General features: G+C 61.2%; 15 protein-coding genes. 9 read left to right on the forward strand and 6 right to left on the reverse strand.

The window, feature by feature from the left end; all coding sequences use genetic code 11:
- Nucleotides 1–33: 33 nt before the first annotated feature.
- Genes L1P08_RS11640 through hemC form a run of 4 tightly spaced genes read right to left on the reverse strand, consistent with a single transcriptional unit; the run spans nucleotide 34 to nucleotide 4388 of the window.
- Nucleotides 34–1407, reverse strand: coding sequence for a heme biosynthesis protein HemY (locus L1P08_RS11640; protein ID WP_303617178.1), 1374 nt, complete (start codon nucleotides 1405–1407; stop codon nucleotides 34–36).
- Nucleotides 1404–2663, reverse strand: coding sequence for a COG4223 family protein (locus tag L1P08_RS11645; RefSeq protein WP_303617179.1), 1260 nt, complete (start codon nucleotides 2661–2663; stop codon nucleotides 1404–1406). The genes L1P08_RS11640 and L1P08_RS11645 overlap by 4 nt, the downstream gene beginning before the upstream one ends.
- A 28-nt stretch (nucleotides 2664–2691) precedes the next feature.
- Nucleotides 2692–3432: a uroporphyrinogen-III synthase gene (locus tag L1P08_RS11650; RefSeq protein WP_303617180.1), complete on the reverse strand. Its 741-nt coding sequence runs from the start codon at nucleotides 3430–3432 to the stop codon at nucleotides 2692–2694.
- Nucleotides 3432–4388 carry a hydroxymethylbilane synthase gene (hemC, locus tag L1P08_RS11655; protein WP_303617181.1) on the reverse strand — a complete coding sequence of 319 codons (957 nt, stop codon included), beginning with the start codon at nucleotides 4386–4388 and terminating at the stop codon, nucleotides 3432–3434. The genes L1P08_RS11650 and hemC overlap by 1 nt, the downstream gene beginning before the upstream one ends.
- 64 nt (nucleotides 4389–4452) lie before the next feature.
- Between hemC and tsaD the strand changes: the two genes are divergently transcribed.
- From tsaD to L1P08_RS11680, 5 genes are all read left to right on the forward strand, one after another.
- The gene (gene tsaD / locus L1P08_RS11660) at nucleotides 4453–5529 is read left to right on the forward strand and encodes a tRNA (adenosine(37)-N6)-threonylcarbamoyltransferase complex transferase subunit TsaD (RefSeq protein ID WP_303617182.1); all 1077 of its coding nucleotides are present in this window, start codon (nucleotides 4453–4455) and stop codon (nucleotides 5527–5529) included.
- The gene (locus tag L1P08_RS11665) at nucleotides 5526–6527 is read left to right on the forward strand and encodes an NAD(P)H-dependent glycerol-3-phosphate dehydrogenase (protein WP_303617183.1); all 1002 of its coding nucleotides are present in this window, start codon (nucleotides 5526–5528) and stop codon (nucleotides 6525–6527) included. Before tsaD ends, L1P08_RS11665 begins: the two co-directional genes overlap by 4 nt.
- Nucleotides 6528–6529: 2 nt before the next feature.
- Nucleotides 6530–6820, forward strand: a complete 291-nt coding sequence (locus L1P08_RS11670; RefSeq protein WP_303617184.1) for a YciI family protein — start codon at nucleotides 6530–6532, stop codon at nucleotides 6818–6820.
- Between the two features lie 3 nt (nucleotides 6821–6823).
- Nucleotides 6824–7234, forward strand: a complete 411-nt coding sequence (locus L1P08_RS11675; RefSeq protein WP_303617185.1) for an EVE domain-containing protein — start codon at nucleotides 6824–6826, stop codon at nucleotides 7232–7234.
- A 116-nt stretch (nucleotides 7235–7350) separates the two neighbouring features.
- Nucleotides 7351–7758 carry a DUF1761 domain-containing protein gene (locus L1P08_RS11680; protein WP_303617186.1) on the forward strand — a complete coding sequence of 136 codons (408 nt, stop codon included), beginning with the start codon at nucleotides 7351–7353 and terminating at the stop codon, nucleotides 7756–7758.
- Nucleotides 7759–8870: 1112 nt separating this feature from the next.
- Here L1P08_RS11680 and L1P08_RS11685 read toward each other — a convergent pair.
- Nucleotides 8871–9074, reverse strand: coding sequence for a DUF1674 domain-containing protein (locus L1P08_RS11685; protein ID WP_303617187.1), 204 nt, complete (start codon nucleotides 9072–9074; stop codon nucleotides 8871–8873).
- A 93-nt stretch (nucleotides 9075–9167) separates the two neighbouring features.
- Here L1P08_RS11685 and htpX point away from each other — a divergent pair, with 93 nt between their 5' ends.
- From htpX to purH, 4 genes are all read left to right on the forward strand, one after another.
- Nucleotides 9168–10148, forward strand: a complete 981-nt coding sequence (htpX, locus tag L1P08_RS11690) for a zinc metalloprotease HtpX (protein ID WP_303617188.1) — start codon at nucleotides 9168–9170, stop codon at nucleotides 10146–10148.
- 110 nt (nucleotides 10149–10258) lie between these two features.
- Nucleotides 10259–11572 (forward strand): RsmB/NOP family class I SAM-dependent RNA methyltransferase, encoded by a 1314-nt coding sequence (locus L1P08_RS11695; RefSeq protein WP_303617189.1) that lies wholly within the window; start codon nucleotides 10259–10261, stop codon nucleotides 11570–11572.
- A gap of 90 nt (nucleotides 11573–11662) precedes the next feature.
- Nucleotides 11663–13285 (forward strand): heparinase II/III family protein, encoded by a 1623-nt coding sequence (locus tag L1P08_RS11700; protein WP_303617190.1) that lies wholly within the window; start codon nucleotides 11663–11665, stop codon nucleotides 13283–13285.
- 59 nt (nucleotides 13286–13344) lie between these two features.
- Nucleotides 13345–14940: a bifunctional phosphoribosylaminoimidazolecarboxamide formyltransferase/IMP cyclohydrolase gene (gene purH, locus L1P08_RS11705; protein ID WP_303617191.1), complete on the forward strand. Its 1596-nt coding sequence runs from the start codon at nucleotides 13345–13347 to the stop codon at nucleotides 14938–14940.
- 109 nt (nucleotides 14941–15049) lie between these two features.
- On the opposite strand, the gene L1P08_RS11710 is transcribed toward purH, so the two are convergent.
- On the reverse strand, nucleotides 15050–19810 hold the full coding sequence (locus L1P08_RS11710; protein WP_303617192.1) for an NAD-glutamate dehydrogenase: 4761 nt from the start codon (nucleotides 19808–19810) through the stop codon (nucleotides 15050–15052).
- Nucleotides 19811–19937: the final 127 nt, after the last annotated feature.

Raw genomic sequence — 19937 nt, forward strand, 5'->3', positions numbered from 1 at the left:
TCAGGCGCGCGCCCGCTGGCAAGAGGTTTGCGCTTAATCTGCGGCCGGGGGCAGGGCGGCCTGCGCTGGCTTTTGCGGGGCTTCGGTTTCTGCCGGGGCGGATTTGGGGTTTCGGCTGGTGGCCACCGTGCTGACCGGCACTTTCCATTCAAAGGCGTCCAGCTTGCCGGTGACCGGGGAGACCGGTTCCCATTCATCCGAGGTGATGCCATCGGCCACCCAGACGGGATCGCGCGGGGCGCGGACGGCGCGGGCCAGCCATTCGCGGGCCTTGCCCTGATCGCCGTTTTGCCCTTCCTCGATTTCCGCCATCAGCGTGCACACGCCCTGACTTGGATTGGCGGCGACGAAATTGGCCAGCACATTGCGCGCCAGCGGCCATTCATAAGCATCGATTGCCGCATGGGCGACGACCATGGCCGCTGCCAGATCCTCGGGATTGGTGCCGATCAGGTCGCGGGCGCGTTTGAGCCGTTCAATGGCCGAAGCGCCCGGCTGGGCATTGGCAAAAAGGGTCGCCACTTGTGGATGGCCCGTGCTGCGCCAGACACGACGGAGCAGGCTTTGCGCCTTGCGCGTTTCATCACGGCTGGCGTGAATGCGCGCCGCAATCAGTGCAGCGGGCACAAAATCGGGCTGCAGCTTGATGGCCGATTGGGCATGGTCGAGCGCTTCGAGCGGCTCGGTGGTTTCGCTTGTGGCGGCAATCGCTGTGTGCAGCACGGCGCGGCGGCGGCGCTTTTCGGCCCGTTCGGCCTTGGAGGCGGCGGGGCGGGCTGCAATCATTTCCAGCGCTTCGGCCCAGGCGGCCTTTTTGGTCAGGTCGTCAAAAAGCGCGGTTTCGGCCCAGTCGACGCCGGGGGTCAGGTCGGTGGCCTTTTTGGCAAAGGTCAGGGCAATGTCATTGCGCCCTTGTGCCCGGGCCTGATCGTAAAGGCCGGAAAGGGCGGCGAGCGCGGTTTTGGGGTTGGAAATCAGGGCGCGATAATGCTGGCGGGCGGGCCCAAGATCGCCCAGCGCCAGATCAGCCCGCGCTTCGAGCAATTGGGCGGCGGCATTGTCGGGCAGGCGGGTTTGCGCCTCGCGGGCAAACTGGCGGGCCTTTTGCAAATTGCCGGCCTGCAGCGCAATGAACCCGTCCGAAAGCGCTTCAACGCCAAGGTCCTTGCGGCGCTGGCGGGCGATGCGGGCCAGCCTTTTGGGCGCTTCGAGAATGCGGCGGATGATGGCCCAGATGGCGATTGAAACAAGGATGGTGAGAATAAGCGCGAGGGCCACCGCGCCAAGCCCGGGCTGCAGGCGATAATTCGCCACATCAATGGTCACGGTGCCGGGCAGGCTGATCAGCCAGGCGGCACCGGCGGTGACCAGAAGGCTGAGGGCGATATAGACAATCAACCGGATCATTGGGCGGTTTCTTCCGTATCCGAGGGAACGGGGGCAAGCGCTGCGGCGCGGGCGCTGGCGGCGAATTGTTCGGCTGTGGCGAGGGCTGCCAGATGGTCAGACAGGTCGCCGGCGGCCTGTTGCATGGGCTGGGGCAGGGCCTGCATCAGCGTGCTGGCGGTGCCGAACTGGCGCCGGGCGATGGCAACCTCCAGCCGGGCGATCAGCGCTTCGGGGCTGTCGCCTTCAGCGTCGCCGGTGGGGCGCAGCGCAAGGAGCGACTGGGCGCGGTGCAGCAGCGCCTCCTGCCAGCTAGCCGCCGGGTCTGCAGGGCGGGCGGCGAGCATGGCGGGAATGGCATTGGCCAGATCCCGCTCCAGCGTTTCAGGCGCCCTCAGGCCGGTTATGGCCCGGTTCAGCAAGGTTTCAGGAATGGCGAGGCCAGGCAGGGCGGTTTGCAAGGTCTGCAATTCGGTGGCGAAGGGGCGGCCATAAAGGGTGGCGGTTTCAAAGCTGGAAAGCGCCAGCGGCAATTGCGCATTGGCGCTGGTCTCGGCGCTGGGGGGCGCCTCGATATGGCTCGTCACCGTGTTCAGCTTGCCGGTCAGGTCGGTGACGGCGCTTTGCGCTTCGCTCTGGCGGGTGCTGAGGGCGGCAATTTCCTGGCGCAAACCGGCCAGTTCCGCGCTGAGGGCTGAGGCCTCATCGCTCGAGGCACCGGCGGCGATGGCATCAAGACGGGTGTCCAGTTCCGCAATCCGGTTTTCAAGCGGGGTCAGGTCGGTGCCGCCATTTGTGTCGATGGCGGCGATTTTGGCATCCAGCGCTTCAGCACTGCCGGCAATTTCGGCGCGCAGGTCTGTCGCTGTCGCATCAAGGCGCGTGCCAAGTGCCGCAACCGCTTCCGCGCCATTGCGCCGGTCGGCCTCAACGGCGCTGATGCGTTGTTCCAGCGTTGTCAGGTCGGCACGGGTGGTGTCCGGGGCGGCGGGTGGTTGCGGCCAGAAGCCGAAGGTGGCCAGGCCAAAAGCCAGCCCCGCCCCAAGAATTGCGCCGCCCCCGCCCGCCAGCGCCAGCAGGGGCAGGCCGGTCGCGGGGTTGGCTTTTTCGGCTTTGGGCTTTTCCGCGTTGGGGCTTTTGGGGCCGGCGGCGGTTTTGTCAGCCGGTTTTGCGCCCGCAGCACTGGCAGGTTTTTGCGCGGCCTTGTTGTCCGCCTTGTTTTTGGCTTCAAGGTCGAGGACGGGGGGTTTAACCGGTCCGGATTTGCGTTCTTCCATAGTGTGACCTCTCCAATGCGCCCCCAGCTTACCTGATTTGGTCGCGGGCAAAAGACAGCGCAAGGGCCATCATGGCTTCTTCGCTCGGATAATCAGCCAAAGCGATGCGGGTGAAATGGTTGTCGATAAGGGGTTCGGCCACATTTTCCGACAGGCACAGCATGGTCATGGCGGCCCGGCCTTCGCGATCGAGCAGGGTATCGACAAGGGCGCAAAAGCTGGCGGCGGTGTGGCGCGAATAAAATGAAATGGCAGGAATGGTGCCGGCTGCCAGTTCGGTCATGATCGGGCTGGGCAGGGATGTGACGGGCTGCATGTCATAAAGCCGGGCCGATAATACCATGATGCCGGTGGGGGCCAGGGCGCCCGCCAGATCGCCCCTTGCATTGGCGGCGGCGGGATAAAAAACCGGCCCATCAAATTTTTGCTTCAGCAGCAGGGCCACCAGATCGTCAAAGCTGCCATCGGCGCTGGTGACGTCGGTAAAGCCCATATCCCTTGCATGGGCGGCGGTGCGGTCACCAACGGTAAAGACCGGCAGGCCGTGGAAATGGGCCAGTCTGTCACGTGCCTCCAGCGCCCGCAGCGCATTGGCACTGGTCAGCGCAATGGCGGAAAGCCCCTTTGGGTCGGGCAGGCCGGTATCGAGCACATGCATTTCAAGCATGGGGGCGATCAGCGGCTGCAATCCCAGCGCTGCCAGCCGTGCCGCTGTGTCACTGGCATCAGGCTCGGGGCGGGTGACCAGAATTTGCGGCAATTTGTGCATCACAGCGCAGCTTTCAGTCGGGCAATGAATTCGGGACCTGCCATATCCAGCAAACGTTCGCCCAAAGTGTGGCCAATGGTTTCGGCATCCGCCGCCGCGCCGGAAATTTCCGCCTCGAACATTTCCCGGCCATCAACGGAAAGAATTTGTCCAAACAGCGAGATTTGCGGCCCCATATGCCGGGTCAGGGCGGCAATCGGGGTGCGGCAGGAGCCGTCCAGCGTGCGCAAAAAGGCCCGCTCGGCCAGAATGGCGGCGGCGGTTTCCGCATGATTGAGCGGCAGGACCAGTTGATGGGTGATGGCGTCGTCGGCGCGCAGTTCAATGCCAATGGCGCCCTGACCCGGGGCGGGGGGGAAATCCCGGGTGTCGAGAAATTCGGTGGCGTGCTCCATTTTATGGGTGCGCATCAGCCCGGCGGCGGCGAGAAAGGTTGCATCGGCCACCCCGTCGGCCAGTTTTTGCAACCGTGTGCCAACATTGCCGCGAAATTCCACCAGTTTGATGTCCGGACGCAACCGGGCGATCTGGGCGCGGCGGCGCAGGGACGAGGTGCCGATCACGGCACCTTCGGGCAGGGCGGCAAAGCTTGGCGCGGTCAGCGAGATAAACACATCGCGCACGTCTTCGCGGGGCAAAAAGATCGGCATGATCAGCCCGGCGGGCAGGTTGGTGGCCATGTCTTTTGAGGAATGGACACCGATATCGATATCCCCGGCCATAAGCCGGTCCTCGATTTCCTTGGAGAAAATGCCCTTGCCGCCAAAATCGCTCAAGGGGCGGTTGCTGGCCTGGGAACGGTCGCCGCCGGTGGAGAAAGCGGTGATCTCGACATTGATATTTTCAGGGCCGTGGGTGGCCACCAGACGGCGGCGCACTTCCTCGGCTTGTGCGAGGGCGAGGGGGGAGCCTCTTGTGCCGATCCTGAGGGTGGGCGGCGTGCTTGCAGATTGCAATATCGGTCCCTCCATTGTAGGCCGTTAAACGAGTGAGTTTACAAGAGGCCATAGACCGTTCGCCGTGACCGAGCAAGCGCACACCCTGATATTGGGCATTGAAACCAGCTGCGACGAAACAGCCGCTGCCATTGTGGCACGCGATCGTGACGGCAATGGCACGATTTTGTCCAATATCGTGCGCTCGCAGATCGATGAGCACAAGGCTTTTGGTGGCGTGGTGCCGGAACTGGCCGCCCGTTCGCATATCGTGCATCTCGATGGCATCATTACGGCCGCGATGACAGAAGCGGGGGTGGATTTTGCCGGGCTGGACGCGATTGCCGCGACCGCCGGGCCGGGGCTGATCGGCGGCGTGCTGGTGGGGCTGACCACAGCCAAGGGGCTTTCGGCCGCCTCGGGCAAGCCCCTGATCGCCGTCAATCACCTCGAAGCCCATGCGCTGACGGCGCGGCTGACCGATAAGGTCAGTTTTCCCTATCTGATGCTTTTGGTCTCGGGCGGGCATAGCCAGTTCGTGCTGGTGAAGGGTGTTGGTGATTATCAGCGCTGGGGCACAACGATTGATGATGCCTTGGGCGAGGCTTTCGACAAGGTGGCCAAGCTGATGGATCTTGGCTACCCGGGCGGGCCGCTGGTCGAGCAATGGGCGCTTGAAGGCGATCCGAAGCGGTTCAAATTCCCGCGCCCGCTTTTGAAAGAAGACCGGCTGGATTTCTCGTTTTCCGGCTTGAAGACAGCGGTGCGGCTGGCGGCGGAAAGCATCGCGCCGCTCAGCGATACCGATATTGCCGATATCTGCGCCGGGTTTCAGGCGGCGGTGACTGATGTGGTGACCACAAGGGCAAAAGCGGCGCTGATGCGCTTTGCCAGTGAAATGCCGGGCGTGCCGCCGCAATTGGTGGTGGCGGGCGGTGTGGCCGCCAACAAGGCTATCGGCAATGGTTTACGCCAAGCAGCGGGTGAGACCGGCGCGACGTTGATCGTGCCACCGCCGGCGCTTTGCACCGATAACGGGGTTATGGTGGCCTGGGCCGGGGCGGAACGGCTGGCACTTGGGGTTGCGGATGATCTGTCGGTTGCCGCCCGGGCGCGCTGGCCGCTGGATGACAAGGACATGGCCATTGGGGGCGCTGGATGAGTTTTGTGCGGGTGCAGGTGATTGGCGGCGGCGCCTGGGGCACAGCATTGGCGCAGGCGGCTGCCAATGCCGGACGGGCGGTTACGCTGGTGGTGCGCGATCCGGCTTTGGCCGAGGCGATCAACAGCACCCATCGCAATGAGGCCTATCTCGGCGATCAGGCCCTTTCGGCAAACATTACCGCCCGCGCCGATTACCAAAGCCTCTTTGAAGCGGATATCGTTTTGATGGTCGTGCCGGCGCAGGTCACACGCCACACCTTGCAGGCCATCGGGCCCGAGGCCTTGGCGGGCAAGCCGGTGGTGCTGTGCGCCAAGGGGTTTGAGGCGGGCACGCTGGACCGGCAATCCCAGATCGTGGGCGAGCTGGCACCCAAGGCCTTGCCGCTGGTTTTGTCCGGCCCAAGCTTTGCTGTTGATGTGGCCGCCGGCCGGCCGACGGCGGTGACGCTGGCGGGGGCCGATATCGCGCTGGCCGAACAGGTTGCTGCGGCTTTGGCCGGGCCGAGTTTTCGTCCCTATGCCGCTGCCGACCTTGTCGGGGTGGAACTGGCGGGCGGGTTGAAGAATGTCTATGCGCTGGCCTGTGGCGCGGTTGAGGGGGCGGGGCTTGGTCTTTCGGCCCGTTCGGCGCTGTTGGCGCGGGCCTTTGCGGAAATGTCGCGGCTGGTCGATAAAATGGGCGGGCAGACGGGAACGCTGACGGGTCTTGCGGGCCTCGGCGATCTCACCCTCAGCTGCACTTCGGAGCAATCGCGCAATTACTGGTATGGTGTGCAATTGGGCCGCGGGCGCAAGCTGGCTGAAATTGAAGCGGATGGGCACCGGCTGGCCGAGGGCGTCAAAACCGCGCCGGCGGCGCTGGCGCTGGCGCAAAAATATGATGTTGATGCCCCCCTGATTGCGGCGGTGAACATGCTGCTGGCGGAAAAGGTGCGTATCGATGCGATTGTGGCCGGGCTGATGGCGCGGCCGTTGAAACGTGAAGGAGAGAATTGATTATGCTTTATGTCATCGAGGCCCGCGACAAGCCGGATGCTCTGGAAATCCGGCTGGCGGCGCGCCCGGCCCATCTCAAGTTTCTCGACAGTCTGGGTGATAATCTGGTGCTGGCGGGCCCGTTTCTCGACGATAATGAGAAGCCCTGCGGCAGTCTTGTGGTGATCAAGGCCGATAGTCTGGATGCGGCCAGGGCGATTGCGGCCGAGGACCCTTATGTGGCGGCGGGCCTTTTCGCATCGAGCGAAGTGCGGCGCTGGGCCTGGGCGGTCAAAGCACCGGCGGGGCTCTAGATCATGGCATATTGGCTGTTCAAATCCGAACCCTCGACCTGGGGCTGGGATGATCAGGTGAAAAAGGGCGCGCCCGAGGAATGGGACGGGGTGCGCAATTATGCGGCCCGCAATTTCATGCGGCAGATGCAGATTGGTGATCTGGGGTTCTTCTACCATTCGGTGGATGAAAAACGGATTGTCGGTATCGTCCGGGTGGCGGCGACCGCGCATGTGGATTCAACGGCAGATAATCCGACATGGGAATGCGTTGACATCGAAGCGGTCAAGCCGATGCCCAAGCCGGTCTCCCTGGCTGAAATCAAGGAAAACCCGGCGCTTGAAGATATGGCGCTGGTCAAGCTGTCACGCCTTTCGGTGCAACCGGTAACCGGCAAAGAATGGGAAATCGTCTGCGCCATGGGCGGGCTTTAGGCCCGGTCAGCCGGGCGGTTTTGGCCTTGCCTGATCACGGGTGACAGAATCAGCGATTTCGGGCATGTTTGGGGTTCATCCTGCTAGGGTGGCGGGCGTTTTTCGGGGGGTGGAACATGGTACATTTTGGTGTGAACTGGCTGGGGATCATTCTCGCAGTTGTGGCGAGCATGGCTTTGGGCATGATCTGGTATATGGGCCTGGCCAAGCAATGGCTTGGCGCGCAAAACAAGACCGAAGCGGATATGCGGAACGTCAACAGCGTCACCCCGTTCATCTGGGCGGCGCTGGCGCAATTGATCATCGCCTATTTCATCGCCTTGCTGACGCCGAAACTGATGCCGGGCGTCGATGCCTATAATGCGGTTCTTGTGGGCGTGCATATGTGGTTTGGTTTCATTCTCACCTCTCTGGTGCTGAATCACCGCTATCAGGGCCAGAAATGGTCGCTCACACTGATCGATGGCGGCTATCTGCTCGGTGTCGTGATCGTGCAGGGCGTAGTAATCGGGCTGTTTGCCTGATCTTCATTTGTTGAATGCGGGGAGCTTTCCCAGTCCTTCTTCGCTCCCCCATTCGTCACCCTCGGGCTTGACCCGAGGGCCCATGACCAACCATCCAGATTAGATGAAGGGCGGGGCAGTGCCAACCTTCCGGCATCATCCCCTCGTCATCCCCGCGCAGGCGGGGATCCAGCAGCGGGCAGTCCTGCCCGCAGGAAATGTCCTTGGCACCGCCGACGCGGTGCACTGGATTCCCGTTTTCACGGGAATGACGTTGTGGATGTGGCAAGCACTGCACCCCTCATCCCACAAAACTTATCGACGCCCCCCAAACCCCGTTTATCCTCATCCCACCTTTTCACATCACCGGCGCCGGCGCGACGAACGTCCGGGGTGAAGGGGGACCGGGTTCCTTGGGGGTCGCCTCAGGGAAGGCCAAAACTGTGCCGCGACCAGCCTGCCCCCGAAGGCAGGTGTACTTCCGAAAGGAAGCGGGGATGGGCCCCAGCGCAGTTAAGAGCACAGGCCACGCCAAAAATCCCGGTTGCATGAGACGGTGTATGTCTCATTTGTTTAACTCTCAGACGGGCCATGCACCGTCTCATGCCGCCTGATTATCAACACCGTGGGTCTTTGGGCCTGACGGGGGCTTTGGGGTGGGTGGAATTTGAGGGGTGACCCAAAAGATCTTTCACCACCCCCCACATCGTCACCCTCGGGCCTGACCCGAGGGCCCATGACCAACCATCAGCAAATACAAAAGGACCGACCAAACAAAATCACTCCCCCACGCCCACCTGCTGGGTCGCACCATCGCATGGATACTCGGGTCAAGCCCGAGTATGACGATCGGAGATAGGACAACAAGTGGCACCTCTCTCTTCCTTCTCCCTCGGGCTTGACCCGAGGGTCCATACGATACCGGCCACACCGCATGGATGCCCGGATCAAGTCCGCGCAAAAAGGAGAATGGGCCAGACGCGATGTGCACCCCAAACCCTCACCCTGAGCTTGTCGAAGGGCGAGGGTTTCAGCACCGCATCTGCCGCCCATCCTTCGACAAGCTCAGGATGAGGTTGGTGCACGGGATGACGAAGGGCGATGTTCATGTGGCAGGCAAAACGCCAGCCCCCTCAAAAGTCCGAGCTGATGCCTTTGACTTCCCAGTCGCCATAGCGGGCGGGGTCGAGGCCGCCGCGGCCGGCGATTTCCTTGGGCGTGTCGCTGGTTTTTGCGTCAATTTCGGCCCGGCGGGCGCGGGCTTCGGCAAGGGCCTTGGCCGCGACTTCGGGGGCGGGTGGTTTGGCGTTGGTTGGCTTGGCGCGCGGGCTGGACATTATCGGCTCATTGTTGTGGGCGAGGGCCCTTGTTTCAGGCCCAATCACACACCATCATTAAGCCAAGTGCAACAGTTCAAGACGATCAGAACCATGCTCAACGCAGTCAGAACCACATTTTTGCTTGCCGCCATGACCGGGCTGTTCATGGCCGTTGGCTTTATTGTCGGCGGACAGGGCGGTATGATGCTGGCGCTCGGCTTTTCCATTGTGACCAATATGATCGCGTACTGGAATGCCGATAAAATCGTGTTGCGGATGCAAAATGCCGAGCCGATCGATCCGCGGCGTGCGCCGGAAATTTATGAAGCCGTCGAGGTGCTGTCCCAACGGGCCGGCATTCCGATGCCAAAACTCTATCTGATCCATTCCGACCAGCCCAACGCCTTTGCCACCGGGCGCAATCCGGAAAATGCGGCGGTGGCGGTGTCGAGCGGGCTGGTGCAGCATTTGACCTTACGTGAGGTCTCGGCGGTGATTGCCCATGAATTGGCGCATATCCGCAGCCGCGACACGCTGACAATGACGATCACGGCAACCCTTGCGGGCGCAATTTCGATGCTGGCCCAGTTCGGCCTGTTTTTCGGCGGGCGCAATTCCAATAATCCGCTTGGGCCCTTCGGAGCGCTGGCCATGGTAATTGTCGCGCCGCTGGCGGCGATGATGGTGCAAATGGCCATCAGCCGCACCCGCGAATATGAAGCGGACCGGGACGGGGCCGAGATTTCCGGCGACCCGCTGGCGCTGGCCTCGGCACTTGAGAAAATATCCCATCTGGCCCGCAATTTCGAGAACCGCTGGGCGCGGCGCACGCCCGGGCTGGCGCATATGTATATCGTCAATCCGCTGGCCGGGGACCGGATGGATAATCTGTTTGCCACCCATCCGAACGTGCATAACCGGATTGCCGCCCTGCAGCAAATGGCACCTGAAATGCCGCGCAGCACACCGCCCCGCGCCCCCGCCAGAGGGGTGCGCCGGGTTGCCGCAGATGCTGGTGGAAACGCCGGCTGGCGGGTGCCCACAACACGCCGGCAGGACCGGGATGCGCCGCCAAAAGGGCCCTGGGGCTGAGCCGGTTTCATAAAGTTGCAGACTTTTGGGGCCGAAACATATGATAAGGCTCACATTCTGCGCCAATATGGGCGGCAGATATGATGCAACAGGCACCAGGAAACATTTACGTGGCAGCGAAATCCGACCCGGCGGGGCTTCAGCCCCGGCTTCAGGCCATCAGCAAATTGCAGGCAGTGCTCAAGGGTGATGCATTCACCCCATTGGGCGCGGGCGATCTGGCGGATGCGCGCGACCGGGCCTTTGCCAACCGTCTGGTGACCACGGCCCTCAGACGGCAGGGGCATCTCAATCACATTCTCAAGGCCGTGCTGGAGCGGGGGATGCCGCCGCGCAGCGGCAGTTTCGAGGCGATCTTGCGCATCGGGCTGACCGAATTGCTGTTCGTGCCCGATCAGGCGGATCACAGCGCGCTGTTCCTTGCCGTGGAAGCGGCCAAGCGCGACCGGCGGGCAGCGCATCTTGCCAAACTGCTCAACGGGGTGTTGCGCCGCGTGCAGCGCGAACCGGGGCTTTATGAAAATCTCACCCCGGCACAATTATTTCCCGACTGGGCCGTGACGCGCTGGACAAAAACCTATGGCGAAGAGGCGGTGAATGGTTTTGCCGAGGCGCTTCTGGCCGGGGCGCCGCTCGATCTGACCCTGCGTGATGAAGACCCTGCACTAATCACCGAACTGAACGGGCAGGCGGTGACCGCCGATACCATTCGCATCGGTACACGTGACAAGCCGGTCGCGGAATTGCCCGGCTTTGCGGATGGACGCTGGTGGGTGCAGGATGCGTCATCGGCTGTGCCGGCGCGTTTGATGGCGCTCGATGCCGGGGCGCGGGTGCTCGACATGTGTGCGGCCCCGGGCGGCAAAACGGCGCAATTGATCAAGGCGGGGTATCAAGTGACGGCGCTCGACAGGGATGCCACACGGCTGGAACGGGTTGCGGAAAACCTGTCGCGTCTCGGTTATGGTGGGGAACTGGCGGTTTCGGATGCGACGGCCTATGTGGCGGCGGAAAAATTCGACGGGGTGCTGGTGGATGCGCCTTGTGCGGCGACAGGCACATTCCGGCGGCATCCGGAGGTGATGTGGCAGCGCTCGACCCGCGACATTGCCAGCCGAACCGGATTGCAACAGCAGTTACTAACAAATGCTGTGCATTGCCTCAAAGAAGGCGGGGTTCTGATCTACGCCACATGTAGCCTTGAGCGGGAAGAAGGCGAGGACCAGGCGCAGTGGTTGCTTAACTCCATGTCCGACATGGAGAATTTCCCGATTCGAGCCGAAGGGGAGAGCGGATTTGATGGGGCTGTGGACGGCAATGGATGGCTTCGCCTGCACCCCGGCATGGTTGCCCCCGGGGCAATGGGCGGCACCACGGATGGATTCTTTGTTGCCCGCTTCCGCCGGAGACGCGTACAAGGGTAGTTTCTGTATCTCTAATGATCAGTGTGTGGCCTCCCAGCGCGGCGAATGGGCGGGGGGCCGAGTTTTGTGTTGAAGAGTTGGCGTTTGGTTATGCAGCAGGCAGTTCTGTCATTTGCTGATCTTGTTGTGAGGTCGCCTTTCGTGCGCTGGACCTGGAGTGGTCTTGCGGACAATTCCTTTACCCAGACCCTGCCCGAGTTCCGTCCCTCCGATATCGAAACCGTTTATGAAATGATGGCCGGGCGTTATCTGCTCGCCTCCAAACTTGTCGATACACAGGGCGTATCGCCCTTCGCGATCGAGAATGTCACCGATAACTGGCGGTATGAGTTGCACGGGTTTTCCTGGCTGCGCCATTTCCGCGACAGCCGCAATGATGCCGAACGGCGTTTTGCGCGCACGCTGGTGCTCGACTGGGTTGGCCGCAATGCCCATTTCGAGCAACGCAACTGGACCCCGGCGCTGACCTCGGTGCGCACGCTGAACTGGCTGCGGCATCTGCCCTTGCTGCTGGAAGGGGCGACGCCGGATCAGGCCAAAACCATCAAGCGGTCTCTGGGTACGCAATTGCAATCGCTGAAATTGCGCGGCGGGCTGGTGCCCGAACCGCTCGATGCGCTGTTTACCGCCATCGCCCTGCTTGGCGCCTCGCTTTGCGATGACAGCCCCGGCAAAACCATTGCCGCGCGCATGACCCGGCTGAAGAACCTGCTCAGCCAGCAGATCGACAAGGATGGCTTGCATCGTTCGCGCAATGCGGCGGTGCAGTTTCAGCTGCTGACCGAGCTGGTCACGGTGCGCCAGGCGCTCGGGCAACGCCAGCGCGGGCTGGTAAGCGCAATCGGGGCGATTATCGACAGCATGCATGCCGCTTTGGGCATGATGACGCTGGGCAATGGTGAACCGGCCTATTTCAATGGGTGCGGACAATTGCCGGTGGATCTGGTGATTGCCGTCCAATCGCAGAATGCCGACCGGCGCAAGTCCAGCGGCGTGATGTCCGGCTATGGCATTCTTGCAGATGGGCATTCGACGGTGATTGCCGATTCCGGTCTGGTGCCGCCGCCGCAATTTGGGGCCGAGGCCCATGCGGGTGGGTTATCGTTTGAATTCAGCCATGGCAGCGATCTGGTTGTGGGCAATTGCGGACCGGCCCCCGCCGATCTGGCCGACAGCCGGGTTCTGTTCCGGCAGGGTGCCGCCCATTCGGGCCCGACGATTGACGGTTTGTCGAGTGCACGGCTGGTGACGCGCGGCCCCTGGACGGGCCGTATGCACAGTTTTTGCGCCAGCCCGCAAGTGAGTGTGGATACCGAAGAAGTCTCCATGGGCATGATGACCTCGGCCTATGCCGAAAAATTCGGCGTGATATTGCAGCGCAATCTCACATTGATTTCCGATGGCAATACGCTGGTGGGGCAGGATGTGCTGACCCCGGCGCGGCCTTCGGTGACGCCCAGCAAGCTGATCCTCAGGTTTCATCTGGCGCCCGGCGCCGAGGCGGAACGCCAGATTGATGAGGATATTATCCAGATCAAACTCAAGTCGGGCGCGATATGGACATTTTTGTGGGAGGGCGGTGTCGCCCAGCTCGATGAAAGTGTGCGCCAATCGGCCTATTTCGGGTTTTTCCGGACGCGACAAATTGTTATCGAGGCGGATGTGGCCGCGAATCGCGAGATTTCCTGGATTTTCACCCACCAAAACGGGTAAACCCTTCGCGAATGGCGGTACCACGCCAATGATGGTTCTCGAGCATAAAGAAAAGAACAATGACGCAGGCAGATGGCAAAACCAAAGTGCGCCGCGCTTTGATATCGGTTTATGACAAAAGCGAGGTCGCGGGTTTTGCGCGGGCGTTGTCGGGTTTGGGCGTTGAGCTGGTCTCGACCGGCGGCACGCGCAAACTGTTTGAAGACGAGCACGTGCCGGTTATCGATATTTCCGAATTGACCGGGTTTCCCGAGATGATGGACGGGCGGGTGAAGACCCTGCACCCCAAGGTGCATGGCGGTCTGCTCGGTGTGCGCGACAATGAAACCCATCGTAGCGCCATGCGCATTCACCAGATCCCCGCAATCGATCTGGTGGCGGTCAATCTTTATCCGTTCGCCGAGACAGTGAAGTCCGGCGCCGATTACGACACCATTATCGAGAATATCGACATTGGCGGCCCGGCAATGATCCGGTCGGCGGCGAAGAACCACGCCTATGTGACGGTGATTGTCGATCCGGCTGATTATGCGATGGTCATCGAGCATTTAAAAACCTCCGGCCAGGTGCCGCTCAAGGACCGTCAGCGTCTGGCGGCAAAAGCCTTTGCCCGGACGGCGGCGTATGACGCGGCGATTTCGAACTGGTTTGCCGAGGCGCTCGATTATCCGGACCTGCCCTGGCGCTCATTCTCGGGCAAGCTGGCCGAGGTGATGCGTTATGGCGAGAACCCGCATCAATGGGCCGCTTTTTTCCGCGATGGCAGCGCGCGCCCCGGTGTGGCAACGGCGGAGCAGGTGCAGGGCAAAACCCTTTCCTACAATAATATCAATGATACCGATGCGGCGATCGAACTGGTCAGTGAGTTTGATCCCAAGGCCCAGGCTGCAGTGGCGATCATCAAACATGCCAATCCCTGTGGTGTCGGCCTTGGGGCGGATCTGAAAACCGCTTATGAGCGGGCCTTGCGCTGTGACCCGGTCAGTGCGTTTGGCGGCATTGTGGCGCTTAACCGTGAAATCGATCACGCGGTAGCTGAGGAAATCGTCAAGGTGTTCACCGAGGTGATCATTGCCCCCTCCATCACCCCGCAGGCGCAGGCGATCATTGAATCAAAGAAAAATTTGCGGCTGTTGCTCACCGGCGCCCTGGCTGATCCCAAGGCCCCCGGTCTGACGGTCAAATCGGTAACAGGTGGCATGCTGGTGCAGTCACGGGATAATCAGTCGGTCGATGATTGTGACCTCAAGGTTGTGACCAAGCGGCAGCCGACAGACGCGGAAATGGCTGATTTGAAGGTTGCGGCGAAAGTCGCCAAACATGTGAAGTCGAACGCCATTGTTTACGTCAAGGACGGCGCGACAGTGGGGATTGGTGCCGGGCAGATGAGCCGGGTGGATTCCTCGCGGATTGCACACCAGAAATCCAAGGACGCCGCCAAGGCTGCCAAGGAGAAGGGTGCACTGACAGCGGGTTCCGTCATGGCGTCGGATGCATTTTTCCCGTTTGCCGACGGATTGGTGGCGGCAATTGATGCCGGGGCGACCGCAGTCATCCAGCCAGGCGGTTCAATCCGTGATGACGAAGTGATCGCCGCCGCCGACAAGGCCGGGATCGCCATGGTGTTCACCGGCATGCGGCATTTCCGGCATTAGGGAATTTGGGGGGGCATGGTGGCCTTTGCGGCGCTCATGCCCCTTCCCTCATCCTGAGTTCGTCGAAGGATGGGTGTCCTCAACAGGCCCGGTGACACGACTTCCCGGTCTAGCTTCTCACCAGATCAGCAATCAGGCCGGCGGCGACTGAGAGGCGGGAGACCGTCAATTCACCTTCCGTCAGGGTGGTGACAGTTGCAATGATCCGGTCAATTTCTGCCGCCCGCATATCATGCCATGTGGCCAGGCGTTCGGCGATGGGGCCATCTGCTGTGGCCAGCACGTCTGCTGTCAGATCGCGCTGGGCCCGCATCAGGTTGGCCCGTGCCCGGTCCAGCGCCATGCGGTCGTATTTGTCCGACAGAACGATATCGCCGCCCTGCTCGGTGATGCGGCCGAGCTTGAAGGTTTCCAGCACGCTGAAATAGGCCTGCGCGGTTTCTGCGATACTGGCATTGCTGCGTTCGGCCACCATGACGATGTCGGAGGCAAGAGTGAGCGCTGACAATTCGGCAATTCGGCGCGCCAGTTCGCGCGGCGTGCCGCCATTGACGAAAGCGACCGCCTGGTCTGCCACGCTGGTGGCGACAAATTTTGGCAGCAGAGTGCCGAGGACAGCGCGAACCTGGGAGACGCCATCGCGATAGCGCTCGACAATGCCCGATAGCCCGTCCTCGAAATGGACATTGCGCAGAAACCACAAGGTCTGTTCGACCTGAAGGGTTTGCACCTCGGCATAAAGCGCGAGCTGGGTTTCCCCTTTCACCTTATTGTCCAGCGCATCGATCTGGGCGTTGAGATCGGCAAGACCATAGGCGTCGCGCACGGCCGCGTAGGCGAAGGCGACCTGGGCCGGACCGGCGCTGGTGGCCGTGGTCATGCGATGCACAAAGGCGGGACCGCCCCGGTTGATCATGGCATTGGCCAGCACCGTGGCGATGACCTCACGGCGCAGACGATGGGTCTCGATGGTCTCTGGATATTTTTCTTTCAGAAGCGGCGGGAAATAGCGGTAGAGCTCACGGGCCAGATAGCGATCATCGGGCACTTTGGAGGCCAGCAGATCGGCATAAAGCGTGTTCTTGGCGTAAGCCAGCAAGACGGCGAGTTCGGGCCGGGTGAAAGGCTGCCGGGCGACAGCGCGCTCGGTCAGGGTGAGGTCGTCGGGCAGATATTCAACGGCGCGGTCGAGAACGCCGCGGCTGTCGAGTTCCTGCACGAAGGTGACGAGATCGGGGAAGCTGTCCATGCCGCGCCGCTCTGTGAGGGACAGGGCGAGGGGCTGCAGGTAATTATTGCGCAGGCACAGTTCGGCAACTTCATCGGTCATTTCGACGAGGAAATCATTGCGCTGCGCGATGGTCATCGCTTCCTTGCGGACGAGTGTGCCAAGCGCAATCTTGATGTTGACCTCAAGATCGGAGGAGTTGACCCCTGCGGAATTGTCGATGGCATCGGTATTGATGCGGCCGCCGGCAAAAGCATATTCGATGCGGCCACGATGGGTGACGCCGAGATTGGCACCTTCACCGATCACCTTGGCACCTACTTCCTTGCCGGTGATACGGATTGTGTCATTGGCGCGGTCGCCCGCATCTGCGTCAGTCTCGGTGCTGGCCCGGATATAGGTGCCGATACCCCCGAACCAAAGCAGATCGACATCGGCCTTGAGAATGGCCTTCATGATCATTTGCGGCGTCAGCGGCTGAGGCCCGAGGCCGAGGACTGCGCGTGCCTCGGGTGACAGGTCGATGGTTTTGGCGTTGCGGGGATAGATGCCGCCGCCATTGGAGAGAATGCCCTGATCGTAGTCCTGCCAGCTGGAGCGAGGCATGTCGAACAAGCGTTTGCGCTCAGCATAGGAAAGGGCTGTGTCGGGATCAGGATCGATGAAAATATCACGATGGTCGAAGGCTGCGACCAGACGGATCTGGCGGGACAGCAGCATGCCATTGCCGAAGACGTCGCCCGACATGTCGCCAATGCCGGCAACGGTGAAGGGGTCGGTTTGAATGTCACGATCCATTTCGCGGAAATGGCGTTTAACCGCTTCCCAGCCGCCACGGGCAGTGATGCCCATTTTTTTGTGGTCGTAACCGGCAGATCCGCCGGATGCGAAAGCGTCATCGAGCCAATAATGGCGCGACTGGGAAATGGCGTTGGCGGTGTCAGAGAAGCTGGCTGTGCCCTTGTCGGCGGCGACAACGAGATAGGGGTCGTCGCCATCATGGCGCACGACATTCTCTGGTGGTTCGACATCGTCGCCATCAAGGTTGTCGGTAATGTCGAGCAGCGCGCCGATATAGGTCTTGTAGGCAGTGGTGCCAATGGCGAGGAAGGTTTCGCGGTCAGCGCCCAGGGGAATGGTTTTGGGGAAGAAGCCGCCTTTGGCCCCAACGGGGACGATCACCGCGTTCTTGACCATTTGTGCCTTGACCAGACCAAGCACTTCCGTGCGGAAATCCTGCGGCCGGTCTGACCAGCGCAAACCACCGCGAGCGATGGGGCCGCCCCTTAGATGCACGCCTTCCACCTTTGGCGAGTAGACGAAGATTTCGCGATAGGGCCGGGGGGCGGGCAAACCGTCCACCTTGCTCGAATCGAATTTGATCGACAGAGCGGGGCGGCGGGCGCCATCCGCATCGCGCTGATAGAAATTCGTGCGCAGGGAGGCATCGATCAGATTGAGGAAATGCCGAATGATCCTGTCCTCATCGGCAGAACTGATATCGGCCAGATCGGTATGGATGGCCTCGATCAGACCCTCGGCTGCTTTTTCCCGGTCACCTTCAAAGCCTGGCTGGTGGCGGGTATGGAACAGGGCGATCAGGTTGTTGGCCGTATCGGGGTGCGCCGCCAGCGCATCCCACAGATAGCGCTGGGAAAAGGATATGCCGATCTGACGGAGATAGCGGCTGAGCGCGCGGAAAATGGCGACATCGTCCCAGGCCATGGCGGCTTTGGTTGAAAGCTGGTTGAAGCCGTCGCTCTCCGCCTCCTGCTCCCATACCGCCAGAAGAGCCTGTTCAAGCAGGGGGGCGATGGTGGTCAGGCCGGTGGCGGTTTCATCGGCAGGACGGATCAGCATGTCATGCAGAAACCGCTCGGTGCCATCGCGCGGGCGAATGGAATAGGTGCGTTCATCGATGACGCGAAAACCGAAATTTTCCAGCATGGGCACGCGATCGCTCAAGGGGATTGGTGCGCCGACGTGATAAACCTTCAGACTGTAGCGGGTGTCGGTGCTTTCTCTGGCGCTGAGATGGACAGCGATGGAGCCGCCTTCGCCCAATTGCTTGAACACAGCGATATCGGAGAGGGCATCCACGTGGGTGTTCTGGGCCTGATAGGCGGGGGAAAAGGCATCCCAGTAATCAGCAATGGCACCGGGATCGGCCGCGGCTTCCAGCAGGCGGTCACCGAAAGTGCGGGCGAGAATTTCGATTTCTTCTTCGAGGCTGGCGCGATCAGGGTGCGGGGTTGGGCCGCCATTGCGTCCGATGATGAAATGCACCCGCACCACATCGCCCTCGGGGAAATGGGGATAATAGGCAGAGACGCGGCCATCATAGGCTTTGGCCAGATGCTCACCGATCTGGGCGCGCAGGTCCGAGGTGTAGCGGTCGCGCGGCAGGAAAAGCAGGATGGAGACAAAATTGTCGAAGCGGTCGATGCGGGGCAGGACGCGGACCCGCGGCCGATCGGGCAGGGCCGAAATGATCGAGGCGAATTCAAACAATTCGTCTTCTGAAATCTGGAAGATTTCCTCGCGCGGATAATTGTCGAGGGTGGCCATCAGGGCCTTGCCGGCATGGCTTCTCGGGTCATGGCCGGAGCGCCGCATGACCTCGGAAATCTTGCGCCGCAGCAGAGGCACATCGGTATGCGGGCTAGCGAGCGACATGGAGGTGAACAGGCCGATCATGCGTAATTCGCCGGTCAGCACCCCAGCCTCGTTATAGAGTTTGACGCCGACATAATCCATGTGCGAGCGGCGATGAACGCGGGCGCGGACATTGGCCTTGGTGACCATGAGCGGTTCATTGGTGCGCAAAAAAGCGACGTGTTGCTCGGTCATTTCCACATATTCGGTGCCGGAACGCAGAAAGTGGAAATCGGCATCCTGAAGAATGCCAAGGCCGGAGCCGGGCACAGGTTCGAGGCGGGCATTGTCGCCTTCACCGGTGAGTTTGTATTCCCGCATGCCGAGGAAGGTAAAATTATGATCGGCCAGCCAGGCGAGGAAATGCAGCATTTCCGCCAGCATGGCGTCCGATATTTTTGGCGGATTGTGGCGATAGGCCTGTACCAGCTCACGCAAACGTTCCAGCATGGGCCGCCAGCCAAGCACTGTGCGGCGTACCTCGATCAGGGTCTGGTTCAGCTCTTCCTTCAGCTCGGCAATTGCCTGCTCATCGGTAATGGGATCGATGTGAATGTGCAGGAAACTTTCGAGCCGCGTATCGGCATCGGCTTTTGGCTTGACTGTTGCGGTGGCGGGGTCGAGCGGCAGGATCGGGTGGGCAATCAGCCTTATGGTGCCGCCTTTGGCGCGGATTGCAGCGAGAGCCGAATCGACGAGAAAAGGCATGTCATCGGTAAAAATATCGACGACCTGAATCGGGTGGGCGGCGTTTTTTTCGGGGATCCAGATATTGACCAGATGCTCGCCCTGGCGACTTTTAGGCAGGTCGGACGCGGATCGCCGAAGAATGGCTTCAATGATTTCGGGGCTGAATCCTTCGAGATCGAGTTCATCAATACTATTGACCGTCAGTTTGAGAAAATCCGCAAACCCGGGTTCGGTGGATTGAAGTTCGACGGCGCGTGTGAACAATTGCGCGCGAATATTCTTGCCGGTATCAGCCATCTTTTGGAGGTCCCTCTCCGATATAGAATCGCCCTCGACCCCCACACTGCTTGCACGCAGGCAAAAAGTCGAGTGGCATGGTTTTCGAATATTTCCAAGTGCAGGTATTCATGCGCAAAACCGGCGT

This window comes from Mariluticola halotolerans (genome assembly GCF_021611515.1).
In the GTDB taxonomy this organism is placed as follows: domain Bacteria; phylum Pseudomonadota; class Alphaproteobacteria; order Rhizobiales; family Devosiaceae; genus Mariluticola; species Mariluticola halotolerans.

What these genes read in the sequence shown, in the direction of transcription:
- L1P08_RS11710 (WP_303617192.1), bottom strand. Translation starts at nt 19,810, where the DNA reads ATGGCTGATACCGGCAAGAATATTCGCGCGCAATTGTTCACACGCGCC.
- htpX (WP_303617188.1), top strand. Translation starts at nt 9,168, where the DNA reads ATGCTCAACGCAGTCAGAACCACATTTTTGCTTGCCGCCATGACCGGG.
- L1P08_RS11650 (WP_303617180.1), bottom strand. Translation starts at nt 3,432, where the DNA reads ATGCACAAATTGCCGCAAATTCTGGTCACCCGCCCCGAGCCTGATGCC.
- L1P08_RS11685 (WP_303617187.1), bottom strand. Translation starts at nt 9,074, where the DNA reads ATGTCCAGCCCGCGCGCCAAGCCAACCAACGCCAAACCACCCGCCCCC.
- L1P08_RS11700 (WP_303617190.1), top strand. Translation starts at nt 11,663, where the DNA reads ATGCAGCAGGCAGTTCTGTCATTTGCTGATCTTGTTGTGAGGTCGCCT.
- L1P08_RS11670 (WP_303617184.1), top strand. Translation starts at nt 6,530, where the DNA reads ATGCTTTATGTCATCGAGGCCCGCGACAAGCCGGATGCTCTGGAAATC.
- purH (WP_303617191.1), top strand. Translation starts at nt 13,345, where the DNA reads ATGACGCAGGCAGATGGCAAAACCAAAGTGCGCCGCGCTTTGATATCG.
- L1P08_RS11665 (WP_303617183.1), top strand. Translation starts at nt 5,526, where the DNA reads ATGAGTTTTGTGCGGGTGCAGGTGATTGGCGGCGGCGCCTGGGGCACA.
- L1P08_RS11680 (WP_303617186.1), top strand. Translation starts at nt 7,351, where the DNA reads ATGGTACATTTTGGTGTGAACTGGCTGGGGATCATTCTCGCAGTTGTG.
- L1P08_RS11640 (WP_303617178.1), bottom strand. Translation starts at nt 1,407, where the DNA reads ATGATCCGGTTGATTGTCTATATCGCCCTCAGCCTTCTGGTCACCGCC.
- L1P08_RS11645 (WP_303617179.1), bottom strand. Translation starts at nt 2,663, where the DNA reads ATGGAAGAACGCAAATCCGGACCGGTTAAACCCCCCGTCCTCGACCTT.
- L1P08_RS11675 (WP_303617185.1), top strand. Translation starts at nt 6,824, where the DNA reads ATGGCATATTGGCTGTTCAAATCCGAACCCTCGACCTGGGGCTGGGAT.